This is a genomic window from Limimaricola variabilis (genome assembly GCF_034371605.1).
GTDB classification, from domain to species: Bacteria; Pseudomonadota; Alphaproteobacteria; order Rhodobacterales; family Rhodobacteraceae; genus Limimaricola; species Limimaricola variabilis.
In genome coordinates this window covers 395,494-408,296 of sequence record NZ_CP139691.1, presented here as the reverse complement: position 1 = coordinate 408,296, position 12,803 = coordinate 395,494, and the positions used below count along the sequence as shown (strand labels likewise).

The following is a 12,803-nucleotide window of genomic DNA, read 5'->3' as shown; positions in this document are numbered from 1 at the left end:
CCACCCGCCTAGCCTCCGAGCAAGCCGTCCGGGGGAAACGGAGACGGCGTCAAACGGGAGGAAGGCCGTGAGCTTGATCACGATAGCCGGTCCGCGCATGCAGGGCCGACGCTGATGGATGCTGTTCTCAGGGCCGAAGGGCTGACCAAGGAATTCAAGGGCTTCGTCGCGGTCAACAAGGTCGACCTCGCGGTCGAGCGCGGATCGATCCACGCGTTGATCGGGCCCAACGGGGCGGGCAAGACGACCTGCTTCAACCTGCTGACCAAGTTCCTGCAGCCGACGCGCGGGACGATCACCTATGACGGGCGCGACATCACCAAGATGGCGCCGGCCGACATCGCGCGGCTGGGCATGGTGCGCAGCTTCCAGATCTCGGCGGTGTTCCCGGATCTCAGCGTGCTGCAGAACGTCCGCGTGGCGCTGCAGCGCAAGCGTGGCGACAGCTTCGACTTCTGGCGCTCGGAGCGCGGGCTGAGCCGGTTCGACGACGAGGCGCGCGAGCATATCGACGCGGTGGGCCTGTCGTCCTTTACCGACACCCGCGCGGGCGAGCTGTCCTATGGACGCAAGCGCGCACTGGAGATCGCCACCACGCTGGCGCTCGATCCGGAGATGCTGCTGCTGGACGAGCCGATGGCCGGCATGGGTCAGGAAGATGTCGAGCGGACCTCGGCGTTGATCAAGCGGATCGCGGCGAACCGGACCATCCTGATGGTCGAGCACAACCTTAAGGTCGTCGCGGATCTATCTGACAAGATTACGGTTCTTGCCCGTGGCGAGATCCTGGCCGAGGGCGATTACGCTACCGTGTCGAAATCGCCGGATGTGATCGACGCCTATATCGGAGCCGGACATGACTGACGCCGCCACCATGACCCACCGCCCCGCCGCGACCGGCGAGGCCCTGCTCAAGGTCGAAGGGCTGCAGGGCTGGTACGGCGAAAGCCACGTGCTGCACGGCATCGATTTCGAAGTGCGCGAAGGCGAAGTGGTGACGCTGCTGGGCCGCAACGGCGCCGGCAAGACCTCGACGCTCAAGGCGATCATGGGGATCCTGTCCAAGCGCACCGGCTCGGTGACCATGCGGGGCAAGGAGACCGTCGGGCTCGAGCCGCGCCACATCGCCAAGCTCGGCATTGCGCTGTGCCCAGAGGAGCGCGGCATCTTCTCCTCCCTCAATGTCGAGGAGAACCTGATGCTGCCGCCCAAGATCGCCGAGGGTGGTCTGTCGGTGGAGCGCATCTATCAGCTGTTCCCCAACCTGCTGGAGCGCAAGCGCAGCCAGGGCACCAAGCTGTCGGGGGGCGAGCAGCAGATGCTCGCCATCGCCCGGATCCTGCGCACCGGCGCCAAGCTGCTGCTGCTCGACGAGCCGACCGAGGGGCTCGCCCCGGTCATCGTCCAGCAGATCGGCGCGACGATCCGCGAGTTGAAGCAGGAGGGCTTCACCATCGTGCTGGTCGAGCAGAACTTCCGCTTCGCGGCTTCGGTCGCGGACCGGCATTACGTCGTCGACCAGGGCCGCGTGGTGGACATGATCCCCAACGCCGAGCTCGACGCCAACATCGACAAGTTGCACGCCTATCTAGGCGTCTGACGTTTCAAGGCGCATGAAAAGCGCCGTTTACTGGGAGGAAAACATGAAGAAAACGGTACTCGGGGCGCTGACCGTCGCCTCCTTCGGCCTGCCCGCCATGGCCCAGGACAACATCGAGGTCACGCTCGGTGTCCTCAACGACCGCTCGGGCGTCTATGCCGACCTCTCGGGCGAAGGCTCGGTGGTGGCCGCGCGCATGGCGGTCGAGGATTTCGACGCCGCCTCCAAAGGCCTCGACGTCGAGGTGATCTCGGCCGACCACCAGAACAAGCCCGACATCGCCTCGAACATCGCCCGCCAGTGGTACGATCAGGACGGCGTCGACGCGATCCTCGACGTGCCGACCTCCTCGACCGCGCTCGCCGTGGCCGACATCACCGCGCAGGCCAACAAGATCCTGATCGACAGCGGCGCCGGCTCCACCGCGCTCACCGGCGAGCAGTGCCAGCCGACCACCATCCACTGGACCTATGACACCGCAGCGCTCGCCAAGGGCACCGGCGGCGCCGTGACCGAGCGCGGCGACACCAAGTGGTTCTTCCTCACCGCCGACTACGCCTTCGGCCATTCGCTCGAGGAAGAGACGATGAAGATCGTCGAGGAATCCGGCGGCGAAGTCGTCGGTTCGGTGCGCCACCCCTTCCCGGCCACCGACTTCTCCTCCTTCCTGCTGCAGGCGCAGGGCTCGGGCGCCGACGTGATCGGTCTTGCGAACGCTGGCGGCGACACGGTCAACGCGATCAAGCAAGCCTCGGAGTTCGGCATCACCCAGGCCGGCCAGTCGCTCGCCGCGCTGCTGATGTTCATCACCGACGTTCACGCGCTGGGCGCCGAGACGGCCCAGGGGCTGGTGCTGACCGAGGCGTTCTACTGGGATCACGACGACGACACCCGCGAGTGGTCCGCCCGCTTCGAGGAGAAGTTCGGCTCCAAGCCGACCATGGTTCATGCCGGCGTCTACTCGGGTACGATGCATTACCTGCGCGCCGTCGAGGCCACCGGCTCGACCGATGGCGACGTCGTGGCGGAATGGATGAAGGCCAACTCCTTCGACGATCCGCTGTTCGGCGAAGGCTATGTCCGCAAGGACGGCCGGGTGATCCACGACATGCACCTCTACGAGGTGAAGACGCCGGACGAGTCGACCGGCGAGTGGGATCTCTACAAGCACGTCTCGACCATCCCCGGCGAGGAAGCCTTCCTGCCGATGGAAGGCTCGGGCTGCGCCTTCGCCAACGAAAGCTGATCCTGACCGGGCGCGCCTCAGGCGCGCCCATCCCCGCCCGTGCGCGGGCCAACTGACAAGAACGGGACAGGCATGTTCGACCTTCTAGGCATTCCGCCGCAGGTCCTGATGGGGCAGCTGCTGCTCGGGCTGATCAACGGCTCGTTCTACGCGGTGCTGTCGCTCGGGCTGGCGGTGATCTTCGGCCTCCTCAACATCATCAATTTCAGCCACGGCGCGCAGTACATGCTCGGCGCCTTCGTCGCCTGGATGCTGCTCGAATATCTCGGGATCAACTACTGGTGGGCGCTGATCCTCGTGCCGGTGGTGGTCGGCACGACCGGCGTGGTGCTCGAGAAGCTGGCGCTGCGACGGCTCTACCATCTCGACCATCTCTACGGCCTGCTGTTGACCTTCGGCGTCGCGCTGATCATCCAGGGGCTGTTTCGCAACTATTACGGCATCTCGGGCCTGCCCTACCAGATTCCTTCCCAGCTCTCCGGCGGGCAGAATCTCGGCTTCATGTTCCTGCCGAACTACCGCGCCTGGGTGGTCGTCGCCTCGGTGATCGTCTGCTTCGGCACTTGGTTTGTGATCGAGAAGACCCGGCTCGGCGCCTACCTGCGCGCCGCGACCGAGAACCCGACGCTGGTCGGCGCCTTCGGCATCAACGTGCCGCTGATGATCATGCTGACCTACGGCTTCGGCGTGGCGCTGGCGGGCTTCGCGGGCGTGCTCGCGGCACCGATCTACTCGGTCAACCCGAACATGGGCGCTGATCTCATCATCGTCGTCTTCGCGGTCGTGGTGATCGGCGGCATGGGCTCGATCATGGGCGCGATCGTCACCGGCTTCGGGCTTGGCGTGGTCGAAGGCCTGACCAAGGTGTTCTACCCGGCCGGTTCGGCGGTGGTGATCTTCGTGATCATGGCGATCGTGCTGATGATCAAGCCCGAGGGCCTGTTCGGGAGGAACGCGTGATGAGCGTGAGCGACATCCAGGCCACTGAGAACGAGCGTCGCCCGGCGACGATCGGCATGTCCAAACTGCACATGGCGATCTTCGCGGTGCTGTTCATCGTGCTCGCCGTGCTGCCGATGCTGGTCTACCCGGTCTTCGCGATGAAGGTGATGTGCTTCGCCCTCTTCGCGGCGGCCTTCAACCTGCTCCTCGGTTTCGGCGGGCTGCTGTCCTTCGGCCACGCCGCCTATTTCGGCGGCGCGAGCTACGTGGCGGCCCATGCCTCCAAGGTCTGGGGCTGGACGCCCGAGGCCTCGATCCTTGTGGGCACGGCGGCCGCCGCGCTGCTCGGCCTTGCGATCGGTGCGCTGGCGATCCGGCGGCAGGGCATCTATTTCGCCATGGTGACGCTGGCCTTCGCGCAGATGGTCTATTTCTTCGCGCTGCAAGCCGAGTTCACCGGTGGCGAGGACGGCATCCAGTCGGTGCCGCGTGGCGAGCTGTTCGGCCTGTTCCCGGTCAACAGCAACGAGGCGCTCTACTACCTCGTGTTGGCCGTGACCTTCGGCGGCATCCTGTTCCTCTACCGGATCGTGCATTCGCCCTTCGGGCAGGTGCTCAAGGCGATCCGCGAGAACGAGCCGCGCGCGATCTCGCTGGGCTACCGGGTCAACCGCTACAAGCTTCTGGTTTTCGTACTCTCCGCCGGTTTCGCCGGGCTCGCTGGCGCAACCAAGAGCCAGGTGTTCCAGCTCGCCTCGCTGACCGACGTCCACTGGTCGATGTCGGGCGAGGTGGTGCTGATGACGCTCCTGGGCGGCGTCGGCACGATCTTCGGCCCGCTGATGGGGGCGACCATCGTGGTTACGATGCAGAACTACCTCGCCTCGATGGGGGCTTGGGTCACGGTGATCCAGGGCGTGATCTTCGTGCTCGGGGTGTTGCTGTTCCGCGAAGGCGTGGTCGGCGTGATCTCGCGCTGGATCAAGCGGCCGCTCTGAGACCACCAGCAGAACGATGAAGGACCCGGGGCCAAGCCCCGGGTCCTTTGCGTTTCAGGACCGCTCAGCCGAAGCGCCGCCCGGCGTCGAGCGCCAGCCCGGTCCCGACCGAGCCCAGCATGTCGCCCGTGGCGATCCGTGCCTCCGGCAGAAGCGTCTGAACCAAGCCCTGCAGCACCGGCAGGCGCGACGAACCTCCGGTCATGAACACGGTGCCGATCGCCGCCGCGCCGACCCCAGCCTGCGCCAGCACGGTCTCAATCCGCGCCCCGATCCGCGCCAGCGGCGCCGCGATCGCCGCCTCGAAGGCCTCGCGCGAGACCACCGGGTTCGGCCCGCCGACCAGCGGCTTGAGCTCAAGTCGCGCTGCCTCGGTCTCCGAGAGCGCGACCTTGACCCCTTCGACCGCCATCGCGATGGCGTGGCCGCGCCGGTCCTCGACCGCGCGCAGCATTCGCTCCACCCGCTCGGGCGCATCCGCCTCGCGCAGCAGTGCCTTCAGGTCCGACAGGGCGCGGGCCGCATAAAGCCGGTTGATGCGATGCCAGGTGGCGAAATCGACGTAGTAATGGCGCGGCATCTCGCCCTTACCGCCCCGGATCGGGCTGCCGAGGCCCAAGTGCGGCATCGCTGCGGCGAGGCTCAGCAGCCGGTCGAGATCGGTGCCGCCGACGCGGATGCCGTCATTGGCGAGGATGTCGTCGGCTCGATCGGGACGGGCCCTGCGACCGGGGCCGACCCGTACCACCGAGAAGTCCGAGGTGCCGCCGCCGATATCGACGATGAGCACCAGCTCCTCTTCCGAGATGCCGCTCTCGTAATGCAGCGCGGCGGCGATGGGCTCGTACTGGAAGCCGACCTCGGTGAACCCCGCGCCGCGCGCGATCTCCTCCAGCGCGCCTTGGGCTGCGCGGTCACCCTCCGGGTCATCGTCGACGAAATGGACCGGACGGCCCAGCACCGCTCGCTCGATCCCCGGCGCGACCGCGTCGAGCCGCGCACGCAGATGCCCGAAATAGCGCCCCAGTATTTCGACGAAGCTGACCGACCTGCGACCGATGGCGGTGCGCTCGGTGATCAGCGACGATCCCAGCGTGCTCTTGAGCCCGCGCAGCAGCCGCCCGTCCTCGCCCTCGGCATAGGCCGTGATCGCGGCGCGACCGAAGATCGGCGCCGGGTCGTCCACCTCCCAGAACACCGCGCTAGGAAGCGTCGCCTCCTCGCCTTCGAGCGCGATCAGCTGCGCGCCATCCGGGCGGCCGAGCCCCAGCGTTGAGTTGGAGGTGCCGAAATCGATGCCGCAGGCGGTGGGGGTCATGCATGCGCTCCGTACTGAACGGCCCACGCGGGCCAAACCGAGCGGACCGGTCTAGCCCCGCGCGGGCGCCAGGGGAAGCCCCTCAGCCGGCCGGATCGGCGCGGCGCAGCGGCGCGGGCGGTTGCGGCGCCTTGGGCAGCGTCACGTTGATGCCCGCCTCGCCCAACATGCGGTAGATCTCGGCAAAGCTCTCATCGGCGCCCATCGCCTCGCCCTTGCGCTGGCTGAGGAAGACATCGGCGGGGCGGGCGAAGCGGATCGCGGCATCGACCTCCTCGTCGGAGCCGTCCTTGTAGGCGCCGATGCGGATCAGCTCTTCCATGTCGGCATGGCGCGCGAGGCTGCGACGGGCGGCCTGCAATACCGCGTATTCGGCCGGCGAATGGCAGCCGGGCAGCATCCGTGAGATGCTCTTCTGGATGTTGACGGCAGGAAAGCGGCCCTGCTCGGCGATCGCGCGGTCGAGCACGACGTGGCCGTCGAGCACACCGCGCACCGCGTCTGCCACCGGCTCGTTCATGTCGTCGCCATCGACCAGCACGGTATAGAGCCCGGTGATGTCGCCCTGCCCCGCGGCGCCGGGGCCGGAACGCTCCAGAAGCTGCGGCAGCTCGGCGAAGACGGTGGGCGGATAGCCCTTGGCGGTCGGCGGCTCCCCCGCCGCCAGCCCGATCTCGCGCTGCGCCATGGCAAAGCGGGTGACGCTGTCGAGAAGCAGCAGCACCTCGAGCCCCTGGTCGCGGAAATGCTCGGCCACGGCGGTCGCGGTCCAGGCCGCCTGGCGGCGCATCAGCGGCGGCTCGTCCCCGGTGGAGACCACCATGACGGTGCGGGCCATGCCCTGCTCGCCCAGATCCTCCTGGATGAAGTCCTGCACCTCCCGTCCGCGCTCGCCCACCAGCCCGACGACGATCACGTCGGCCTTGGCGCCGCGCGCCAGCATCGCCATCAGGGTCGACTTGCCGACGCCCGAACCGGCGAAGACGCCCATGCGCTGGCCGCAGCAGAGCGGCACGAAGACGTCGAGCGCCTTGATACCTGTATCGAGCCGGGCACCGACCCGACGCCGCGCGAAGGCCGAGGGCGGGCTGGCACGGACCGGGCGCGGGCGCTCGCCCTCGACCAGCGGGCCGCGCCCGTCGAGCGGCGCGCCCAGCGCGTCGACCACCCGGCCGATCCACGAGGCGTCGGGCCGCACCAGGTCGCCGCGCGGGCTGTGCTCCACCCGGTCGCCCACCACCACGCCCGCCCAGGAGCCGAAGGGCAGAAGATGCGTGCCGCGCGCGTCGATGCCGACCACCTCACCCAGAACCGGGCCGCGCGCGCCATGCACGGTGCAGCGCCCGCCGATGCCGACCGCGCGTTCGAGGCCGCTCACCGTCAGCGACAGGCCCAGAACGGCACGCACCTCACCGGTGATGCTCGCCTCGGGGGCGTTGCGCGCAAGTGACGTCAGCTCGGAAAAGGCGGTCTGCATGAAGCTCATCCCGTAGTCATGACAATTTATACATGCTATTCATGGCTCGTCCAAAAGGAAAAGCTTATGCTCGACGGCATGTCCTTCTTTGCTCTTGCTTCCAAGCGGCTCGACTGGCTCGCGGCGCGGCAGAAGGTGATTTCCGAGAACATCGCCAATGCCAACACGCCGCAATACCGTGCGCGCGAAGTGGCAGGGTTCGAGACGGTGATGGCCGGCGCCCGCTCAGGCGGCGTGGCCACGACCGATCCGCGCCACATCACCTCGACCGGGGGATCGCAGGGCGGCCCGCGGGTGATGGACGACCCCGCCGCCTGGGAGCGCAGCTTCGACGGCAACACCGTCGTGCTCGAACAGCAGACCGTGAAGTCCGCCGAGGTCAGCGAAAGCTACCGCCTCGCGACGCAGCTCTACCGCAAGGGCCACGAATTGCTGACCATGTCGGCAACCGGCCTGCGCTGAGCAAGGAGTAACAGATGGACCCGCTTTCCTCGATCAGCGCCATTGCCGCCAGCGGCATGCGGGCGCAGGGCGAACGCCTCAAGATCGTCTCCGAGAACGTCGCCAACGCGGATTCGACCGGCAACGCGCCCGGTGCCGATCCCTATCGCCGCAAGACGCTGGCCTTCGAGGAGATGCTCGACCGCGAACTGGGTGCGTCGATGGTGCGGGTCGAGAAGATCGGCCGCGACGACAGCCCGTTCACGCTCGTTCACGACCCCGCCCACCCGGCGGCCGACGCGCGAGGCATGGTCAAGATGCCGAACGTCAACCCGATCCTCGAGATGAGCAACATGCGCGAGGCGTCGCGCAGCTACGAGGCGAACATGAACATGTTCGAAGCGGGTCGAAAGATGCGCAACCAGATGATCGACCTCCTGCGATAGGGCTGACTGACCGATGACCGAGTTTTCCTCGATCCTCTCCACCTCCAACATCCGCGGCGCCTACAAGTCGTCGCAGGAGCTGACGACCTCCCCCGTTGCGCCGGAGCCGCAAGGCACGGGCGAAAGCTTTGCCGACGTGCTGCGCAACGCCGCGCAGTCGACGGTCGAGACCACGCGCCAGGCCGAGGCCGTCGCGCAGCAGGGGCTGACCGGCAAGGTCGGCGCACAGCAGGTGGTCGAAGCGACGCTCGAGCTCGAGAGCACCGTCAAGGTGATGATCTCGATGCGCGACAAGGTGGTCGAGGCCTACCAGGAAATCATACGGATGCCGATCTGATCGCGCTGGCGATCGGGCGGCGCGAGGGGGCCCGGCGATGACCGAGAGCGACACCTACGACATCCTGTCGGACACCATCCTCGCGGTGCTGATCGGCTCCGGCCCGATCCTGGCACTGGCGCTCGGCGTCGGCCTTGCCATCGCCTTCTTTCAGGCGCTGACCCAGATCCAGGAAATGACGCTGACCTTCGTGCCCAAGATCGTGGCGATCTTTCTCGGGCTGCTGGCGGCGACCCCCTTCATCTACGCCACGCTGACCCGGCTGTCGGACCGGGTGTTCGACCTGATCGCGAGCGGCGGCGCGTGAGGCGGCTTGGCCTCGCCCTGGCGCTGGTGGCGGCGCTCGCCCCCCAGACCGGCCTCGCCGGCTGGGGCGATTTCTATCGCGGCAGCGAGGCGCTGAACGCGGGCCGCGAGACGATCTCCGCGGCCGGCGCGCCGGTGGCGGGCGCGCCGCTCGAGCGCGGCGTCTGCGTGGCCGAGATCCTGCGCGCCCAACTGCGCCATCGCATTCCCGGCAACCTGCTTCTGGCGATCGGCATTCAGGAGGCCGGTGTGACGCGCGGTGGCCATCTAACGATCTGGCCCTGGGCGGTCAACGCCGCCGGCGAAGGCCGGCTGTTCGACAACCGCGATCAGGCGCTCGCCTGGATCGCCGCGCGCCGCGCCGCCGGAATCGACAGCATCGATGTCGGCTGCATGCAGATCAATCTGCGCTGGCACCCCGACGCCTTCGACGGCGTCGCACAGGGCTTCGATCCGGCCCGCAACGTCGAATACGCCGCCCGCTTCTTGCGCGGTCTCTATGAGGAGTTCGGCGACTGGACCGCCGCCGCCGGCGCGTATCATTCGCGCACCCCCGAGGCGCAGAAGATCTATCTCGCGGCGCTACGCGGCAATATCGAGGTCGCCAACGAGCGCATCGCCGGCTTCAGGGACATGGCCGCGCCGGGCATGCGGAGCGCGGCACCGGTTTCCAATGCCGGAGCCTCGGCGGCCCCTGCCCCCGTACCCGGCACGACCCGGCGCGGCTGGTCGGTGGGTGGCGGCGATGGCGCCCGCTTCGGCATCTATTCAGACGCGCCGTTCCGACCGATGATCGGTCGCGCGGCGCCGTCGTCGTGAGCCGGTCATGAGCAGCGAACCCACCCGCAGGCCCAACGGGGCCAGGATGCTGGCACTGGGCCTGGCCAACCGCGACGTCGGCTTCGCCGTTGGCGTGACGCTGGTGCTGGCGGTGCTGTTCGTGCCGCTGCCCTCGGTGCTGCTCGATCTCGGTCTCGCGGTGTCGCTGGCGCTCTCGGCGCTGATCCTGATGGTGGCGCTGTGGATTCCACGCCCGCTCGACTTCAACTCCTTCCCGACGCTGCTGCTGGTGGTCACCATGCTGCGGCTGTCGCTCAACGTCGCCTCGACCCGGCTGATCCTGAGCCAGGGCCACACTGGTCCCGGCGCCGCGGGCGGGGTGATCGAGGGCTTCTCGCGCTTCATCGTCGCGGGCAGCTTCGTGATCGGCATCGTGATCTTCGCGATCCTCGTGGTGATCAACTTCATCGTCATCTCCAAGGGCTCGACCCGCATCGCCGAGGTCTCGGCGCGGTTCTCGCTCGACGCGATGCCGGGCAAGCAGATGGCGATCGACGCCGATCTCGGTGCCGGGCTGATCGACGAGGCGCAGGCCAAGGCGCGGCGCAAGGAGCTCGAGGACGAGAGCGGCTTCTTCGGGGCGATGGACGGTGCCTCGAAATTCGTGCGCGGCGACGCCGTGGCCGGCCTGATCATCACCATGATCAACATTGTCGGCGGCATCCTGATCGGCGTGGTCCAGCACGGGCTGCCGATCGGCGAGGCGGCCAACGTCTACACCACGCTGACCATCGGCGACGGTCTGGTGAGCCAGATCCCGGCGCTGATCGTCTCGCTCGCCGCCGGCCTGATCGTCACCAAGGGCGGCACCGAGGGTGCGGCCAACGAAGCGGTGCTGAGCCAGCTCGGACGCTTCCCAAAGGCACTGTGGATGGCCGGCGGGCTGCTGTTCGGCATCGGCCTGCTGCCGGGCTTCCCGCTGCCGGTCTTCGCCATACTGGCGCTGATGCTGGTCGGACTGGGCTGGGTCATGGACCGCGAGGCCAAGGCCCGGGTGACGCGCGAGGCGGCGCAGGCCGCCCAGGCCGAGCGCGACGAGGCGACCCCGGCCGAGGACGACGTCGCCGCGACGCTGCGGCTCGACGAGCTGCGGCTCGATCTGGGCGGCGCGCTGGTGCCGCTGATCAACCGTCCCGACGCCGCCCTGCCCGGCAAGATCAAGAGCCTGCGCCACCTCTTCGCGCGCGAATACGGCTTCGTGCTGCCCTCGGTGCGGATCAAGGACGACCCGGCGCTTTCGGCGGACGCCTATGCGATCACGGTGCAGGGCGTGCGGGCCGCGACCGCCGAGGTGCGGGCCACCGGCATGATGGTGATCAACCCCTCCGAGGCCGGGATCGACCTGCCCGGCCAGCGCACCAAGGACCCGACCTTCGGGCTCGAGGTGGTCTGGGTCGACCAGCAACTCGCCGAGACGGCCGAGGCGGCGGGCTGCACCGTGGTCGACCCCGAAAGCGTCATCACCACCCACCTGACCGAGATCATCAAGCAGCACATGCCCGAGCTGCTGACCTATGGCGCGGTGCAGGAGCTGATCGAAAAGCTCCCGCGTCCCTACCAGAAGCTCGCGGGCGAGATCTCGGGCACCAGCCCCGCGATCCTGGTACAGCACGTGCTGCAGGCGCTGCTGCTGGAGCGGATCTCGATCCGCAACCTGCCGCTGATCGTCGAGGCGATCGCCGAGGCCAACCGCACCACATCGAGCGTGACGCTGATCACCGAGCATGTCCGCCGCCGCCTGTCGAACCAGATCTGCCACGCGCTCACCGACGGGCAGGGCTTCGTGCCGGTGATCACCATTTCGGCGGCCTGGGAGGGCGAGTTCAACGCCGCCGTCCGGATGAACGGCGAGGAGCGCAATTTCCTGATGTCGCCGCAGCGGGTGCAGGAATTCGTGCTCGAGGCGCGCAAGGAGATCCAGCGCTTCGCGCAGGCCGACGAGTGGCCGGCGCTGATGGTCAGCCCCGAGGTGCGCAGCTTCGTGCGCTCCATGCTCGAACGGGTGAGCCCGATGACGCAGGTCATCTCGCACAACGAGGTGCATCGGAAGGCCGCGCTGCGCACCGTCGCCACGATCGGCGGCTAGGCCGGTGGAGCTGGGCGAGCTGCTGGTCGCGCAGGCGCTGGCCGCCGCGCTGGTTTTCGCCCGTTTCGGGGCGGCGCTGATGTTCCTGCCCGGCTTTGGTGAGCCGTCGATCCCGGTGCGTCATCGGCTGCTCTTCGCGCTGGCACTGAGCGCCGCCCTGTCGCCCTTGGCGCCGATCGAGGGCGCGGCGCAGGTCTCGCCGATCACCCTTTTGGCGATGTTCGCGACCGAGATCACCATCGGGCTATGGATCGGCACCACCGCGCGCATCCTGTTCTCTGCCTTGGGCTTCGCTGGCTACCAGCTCGGCATGGTGGCGGGCCTGTCGAACGCCTTCGCCCCCAGCCAGGGCAGTTTCGAGGGCTCCACCCTGATCGCCGGGCTGCTGCTGATGGCCGGGGTGGCGCTGGTCTTCGCGACCGAGCTGCATCACGTCATGATCCGGGCGCTGCTCGACAGCTACGAGCTGTTTCCGCCGGGGCGGCTGATGCTGGGCGACCTCGCTCAGCAGATGGTGCGGGCGGTGGCGCAGAGCTTCTATCTCGGGATCTCGCTGGCCGCGCCGTTCTACGTGCTGTCGCTGGTGCTCAATCTCGGCATGGGTCTGGCCAACCGGGCGATGCCCAGCCTGCCGGTGTTCTTCGTCGCGGCGCCGCTGCTGATCGTCGCCGGTCTCGCGGGCCTCGTCTTCGCGGGGCCTGCCATGCTATCGGGGACGGTGCAGGCCCTGGCCGACTGGCTGATCGGCTTCGAGTTCTGAGGGGGC

At 68.1% G+C, this 12,803-nt stretch carries 14 protein-coding genes; 12 read left to right on the top strand and 2 right to left on the bottom strand.

Features of this window, described 5'->3' with window-relative positions; translation table 11 throughout:
• Window positions 1-114 precede the first annotated feature (114 nt).
• From T8T21_RS02070 to T8T21_RS02050, 5 genes are all read left to right on the top strand, one after another.
• Window positions 115-864: an ABC transporter ATP-binding protein gene (locus T8T21_RS02070; RefSeq protein ID WP_322336603.1), complete on the top strand. Its 750-nt coding sequence runs from the start codon at window positions 115-117 to the stop codon at window positions 862-864.
• Window positions 857-1,600: an ABC transporter ATP-binding protein gene (locus T8T21_RS02065; protein WP_407660089.1), complete on the top strand. Its 744-nt coding sequence runs from the start codon at window positions 857-859 to the stop codon at window positions 1,598-1,600. Before T8T21_RS02070 ends, T8T21_RS02065 begins: the two co-directional genes overlap by 8 nt.
• A gap of 43 nt (window positions 1,601-1,643) precedes the next feature.
• Window positions 1,644-2,846 carry an ABC transporter substrate-binding protein gene (locus tag T8T21_RS02060; protein WP_322336602.1) on the top strand — a complete coding sequence of 401 codons (1,203 nt, stop codon included), beginning with the start codon at window positions 1,644-1,646 and terminating at the stop codon, window positions 2,844-2,846.
• A gap of 72 nt (window positions 2,847-2,918) precedes the next feature.
• On the top strand, window positions 2,919-3,806 hold the full coding sequence (locus T8T21_RS02055; protein WP_322336601.1) for a branched-chain amino acid ABC transporter permease: 888 nt from the start codon (window positions 2,919-2,921) through the stop codon (window positions 3,804-3,806).
• The gene (locus T8T21_RS02050) at window positions 3,806-4,786 is read left to right on the top strand and encodes a branched-chain amino acid ABC transporter permease (protein WP_407660088.1); all 981 of its coding nucleotides are present in this window, start codon (window positions 3,806-3,808) and stop codon (window positions 4,784-4,786) included. The genes T8T21_RS02055 and T8T21_RS02050 overlap by 1 nt, the downstream gene beginning before the upstream one ends.
• Window positions 4,787-4,850: 64 nt before the next feature.
• Here the strand turns inward: T8T21_RS02050 and T8T21_RS02045 are convergent, their stop codons facing one another.
• Window positions 4,851-6,104: an Hsp70 family protein gene (locus T8T21_RS02045; protein ID WP_322336600.1), complete on the bottom strand. Its 1,254-nt coding sequence runs from the start codon at window positions 6,102-6,104 to the stop codon at window positions 4,851-4,853.
• An 82-nt stretch (window positions 6,105-6,186) separates the two neighbouring features.
• Window positions 6,187-7,581 carry a flagellar protein export ATPase FliI gene (fliI, locus tag T8T21_RS02040; RefSeq protein WP_322337442.1) on the bottom strand — a complete coding sequence of 465 codons (1,395 nt, stop codon included), beginning with the start codon at window positions 7,579-7,581 and terminating at the stop codon, window positions 6,187-6,189.
• A gap of 18 nt (window positions 7,582-7,599) precedes the next feature.
• Between fliI and flgB the strand changes: the two genes are divergently transcribed.
• From flgB to T8T21_RS02005, 7 genes are read left to right on the top strand one after another with little or no spacing between them, the layout of a single operon-like run.
• The gene (gene flgB / locus T8T21_RS02035) at window positions 7,600-8,043 is read left to right on the top strand and encodes a flagellar basal body rod protein FlgB (RefSeq protein WP_322336599.1); all 444 of its coding nucleotides are present in this window, start codon (window positions 7,600-7,602) and stop codon (window positions 8,041-8,043) included.
• 14 nt (window positions 8,044-8,057) lie between these two features.
• Window positions 8,058-8,468 carry a flagellar basal body rod protein FlgC gene (gene flgC / locus T8T21_RS02030; protein ID WP_183474973.1) on the top strand — a complete coding sequence of 137 codons (411 nt, stop codon included), beginning with the start codon at window positions 8,058-8,060 and terminating at the stop codon, window positions 8,466-8,468.
• 13 nt (window positions 8,469-8,481) lie between these two features.
• Window positions 8,482-8,805 carry a flagellar hook-basal body complex protein FliE gene (locus tag T8T21_RS02025; RefSeq protein WP_183474972.1) on the top strand — a complete coding sequence of 108 codons (324 nt, stop codon included), beginning with the start codon at window positions 8,482-8,484 and terminating at the stop codon, window positions 8,803-8,805.
• Between the two features lie 37 nt (window positions 8,806-8,842).
• Window positions 8,843-9,112, top strand: a complete 270-nt coding sequence (locus tag T8T21_RS02020) for a flagellar biosynthetic protein FliQ (protein ID WP_183474971.1) — start codon at window positions 8,843-8,845, stop codon at window positions 9,110-9,112.
• Entirely contained in the window at window positions 9,109-9,930 is an 822-nt protein-coding gene (locus T8T21_RS02015) for a lytic transglycosylase domain-containing protein (protein WP_322336598.1), read from the top strand. The genes T8T21_RS02020 and T8T21_RS02015 overlap by 4 nt, the downstream gene beginning before the upstream one ends.
• A gap of 7 nt (window positions 9,931-9,937) precedes the next feature.
• Window positions 9,938-12,037, top strand: coding sequence for a flagellar biosynthesis protein FlhA (flhA, locus tag T8T21_RS02010; protein WP_322336597.1), 2,100 nt, complete (start codon window positions 9,938-9,940; stop codon window positions 12,035-12,037).
• A gap of 4 nt (window positions 12,038-12,041) precedes the next feature.
• Window positions 12,042-12,797 (top strand): flagellar biosynthetic protein FliR, encoded by a 756-nt coding sequence (locus tag T8T21_RS02005; RefSeq protein ID WP_183474968.1) that lies wholly within the window; start codon window positions 12,042-12,044, stop codon window positions 12,795-12,797.
• Window positions 12,798-12,803: the final 6 nt, after the last annotated feature.

Coding starts and splice junctions, on each gene's coding strand:
- T8T21_RS02070 (WP_322336603.1), top strand. CDS start 115: ATGGATGCTGTTCTCAGGGCCGAAGGGCTGACCAAGGAATTCAAGGGC.
- T8T21_RS02065 (WP_407660089.1), top strand. CDS start 857: ATGACTGACGCCGCCACCATGACCCACCGCCCCGCCGCGACCGGCGAG.
- T8T21_RS02060 (WP_322336602.1), top strand. CDS start 1,644: ATGAAGAAAACGGTACTCGGGGCGCTGACCGTCGCCTCCTTCGGCCTG.
- T8T21_RS02055 (WP_322336601.1), top strand. CDS start 2,919: ATGTTCGACCTTCTAGGCATTCCGCCGCAGGTCCTGATGGGGCAGCTG.
- T8T21_RS02050 (WP_407660088.1), top strand. CDS start 3,806: ATGAGCGTGAGCGACATCCAGGCCACTGAGAACGAGCGTCGCCCGGCG.
- T8T21_RS02045 (WP_322336600.1), bottom strand. CDS start 6,104: ATGACCCCCACCGCCTGCGGCATCGATTTCGGCACCTCCAACTCAACG.
- fliI (WP_322337442.1), bottom strand. CDS start 7,581: ATGCAGACCGCCTTTTCCGAGCTGACGTCACTTGCGCGCAACGCCCCC.
- flgB (WP_322336599.1), top strand. CDS start 7,600: ATGACAATTTATACATGCTATTCATGGCTCGTCCAAAAGGAAAAGCTT.
- flgC (WP_183474973.1), top strand. CDS start 8,058: ATGGACCCGCTTTCCTCGATCAGCGCCATTGCCGCCAGCGGCATGCGG.
- T8T21_RS02025 (WP_183474972.1), top strand. CDS start 8,482: ATGACCGAGTTTTCCTCGATCCTCTCCACCTCCAACATCCGCGGCGCC.
- T8T21_RS02020 (WP_183474971.1), top strand. CDS start 8,843: ATGACCGAGAGCGACACCTACGACATCCTGTCGGACACCATCCTCGCG.
- flhA (WP_322336597.1), top strand. CDS start 9,938: ATGAGCAGCGAACCCACCCGCAGGCCCAACGGGGCCAGGATGCTGGCA.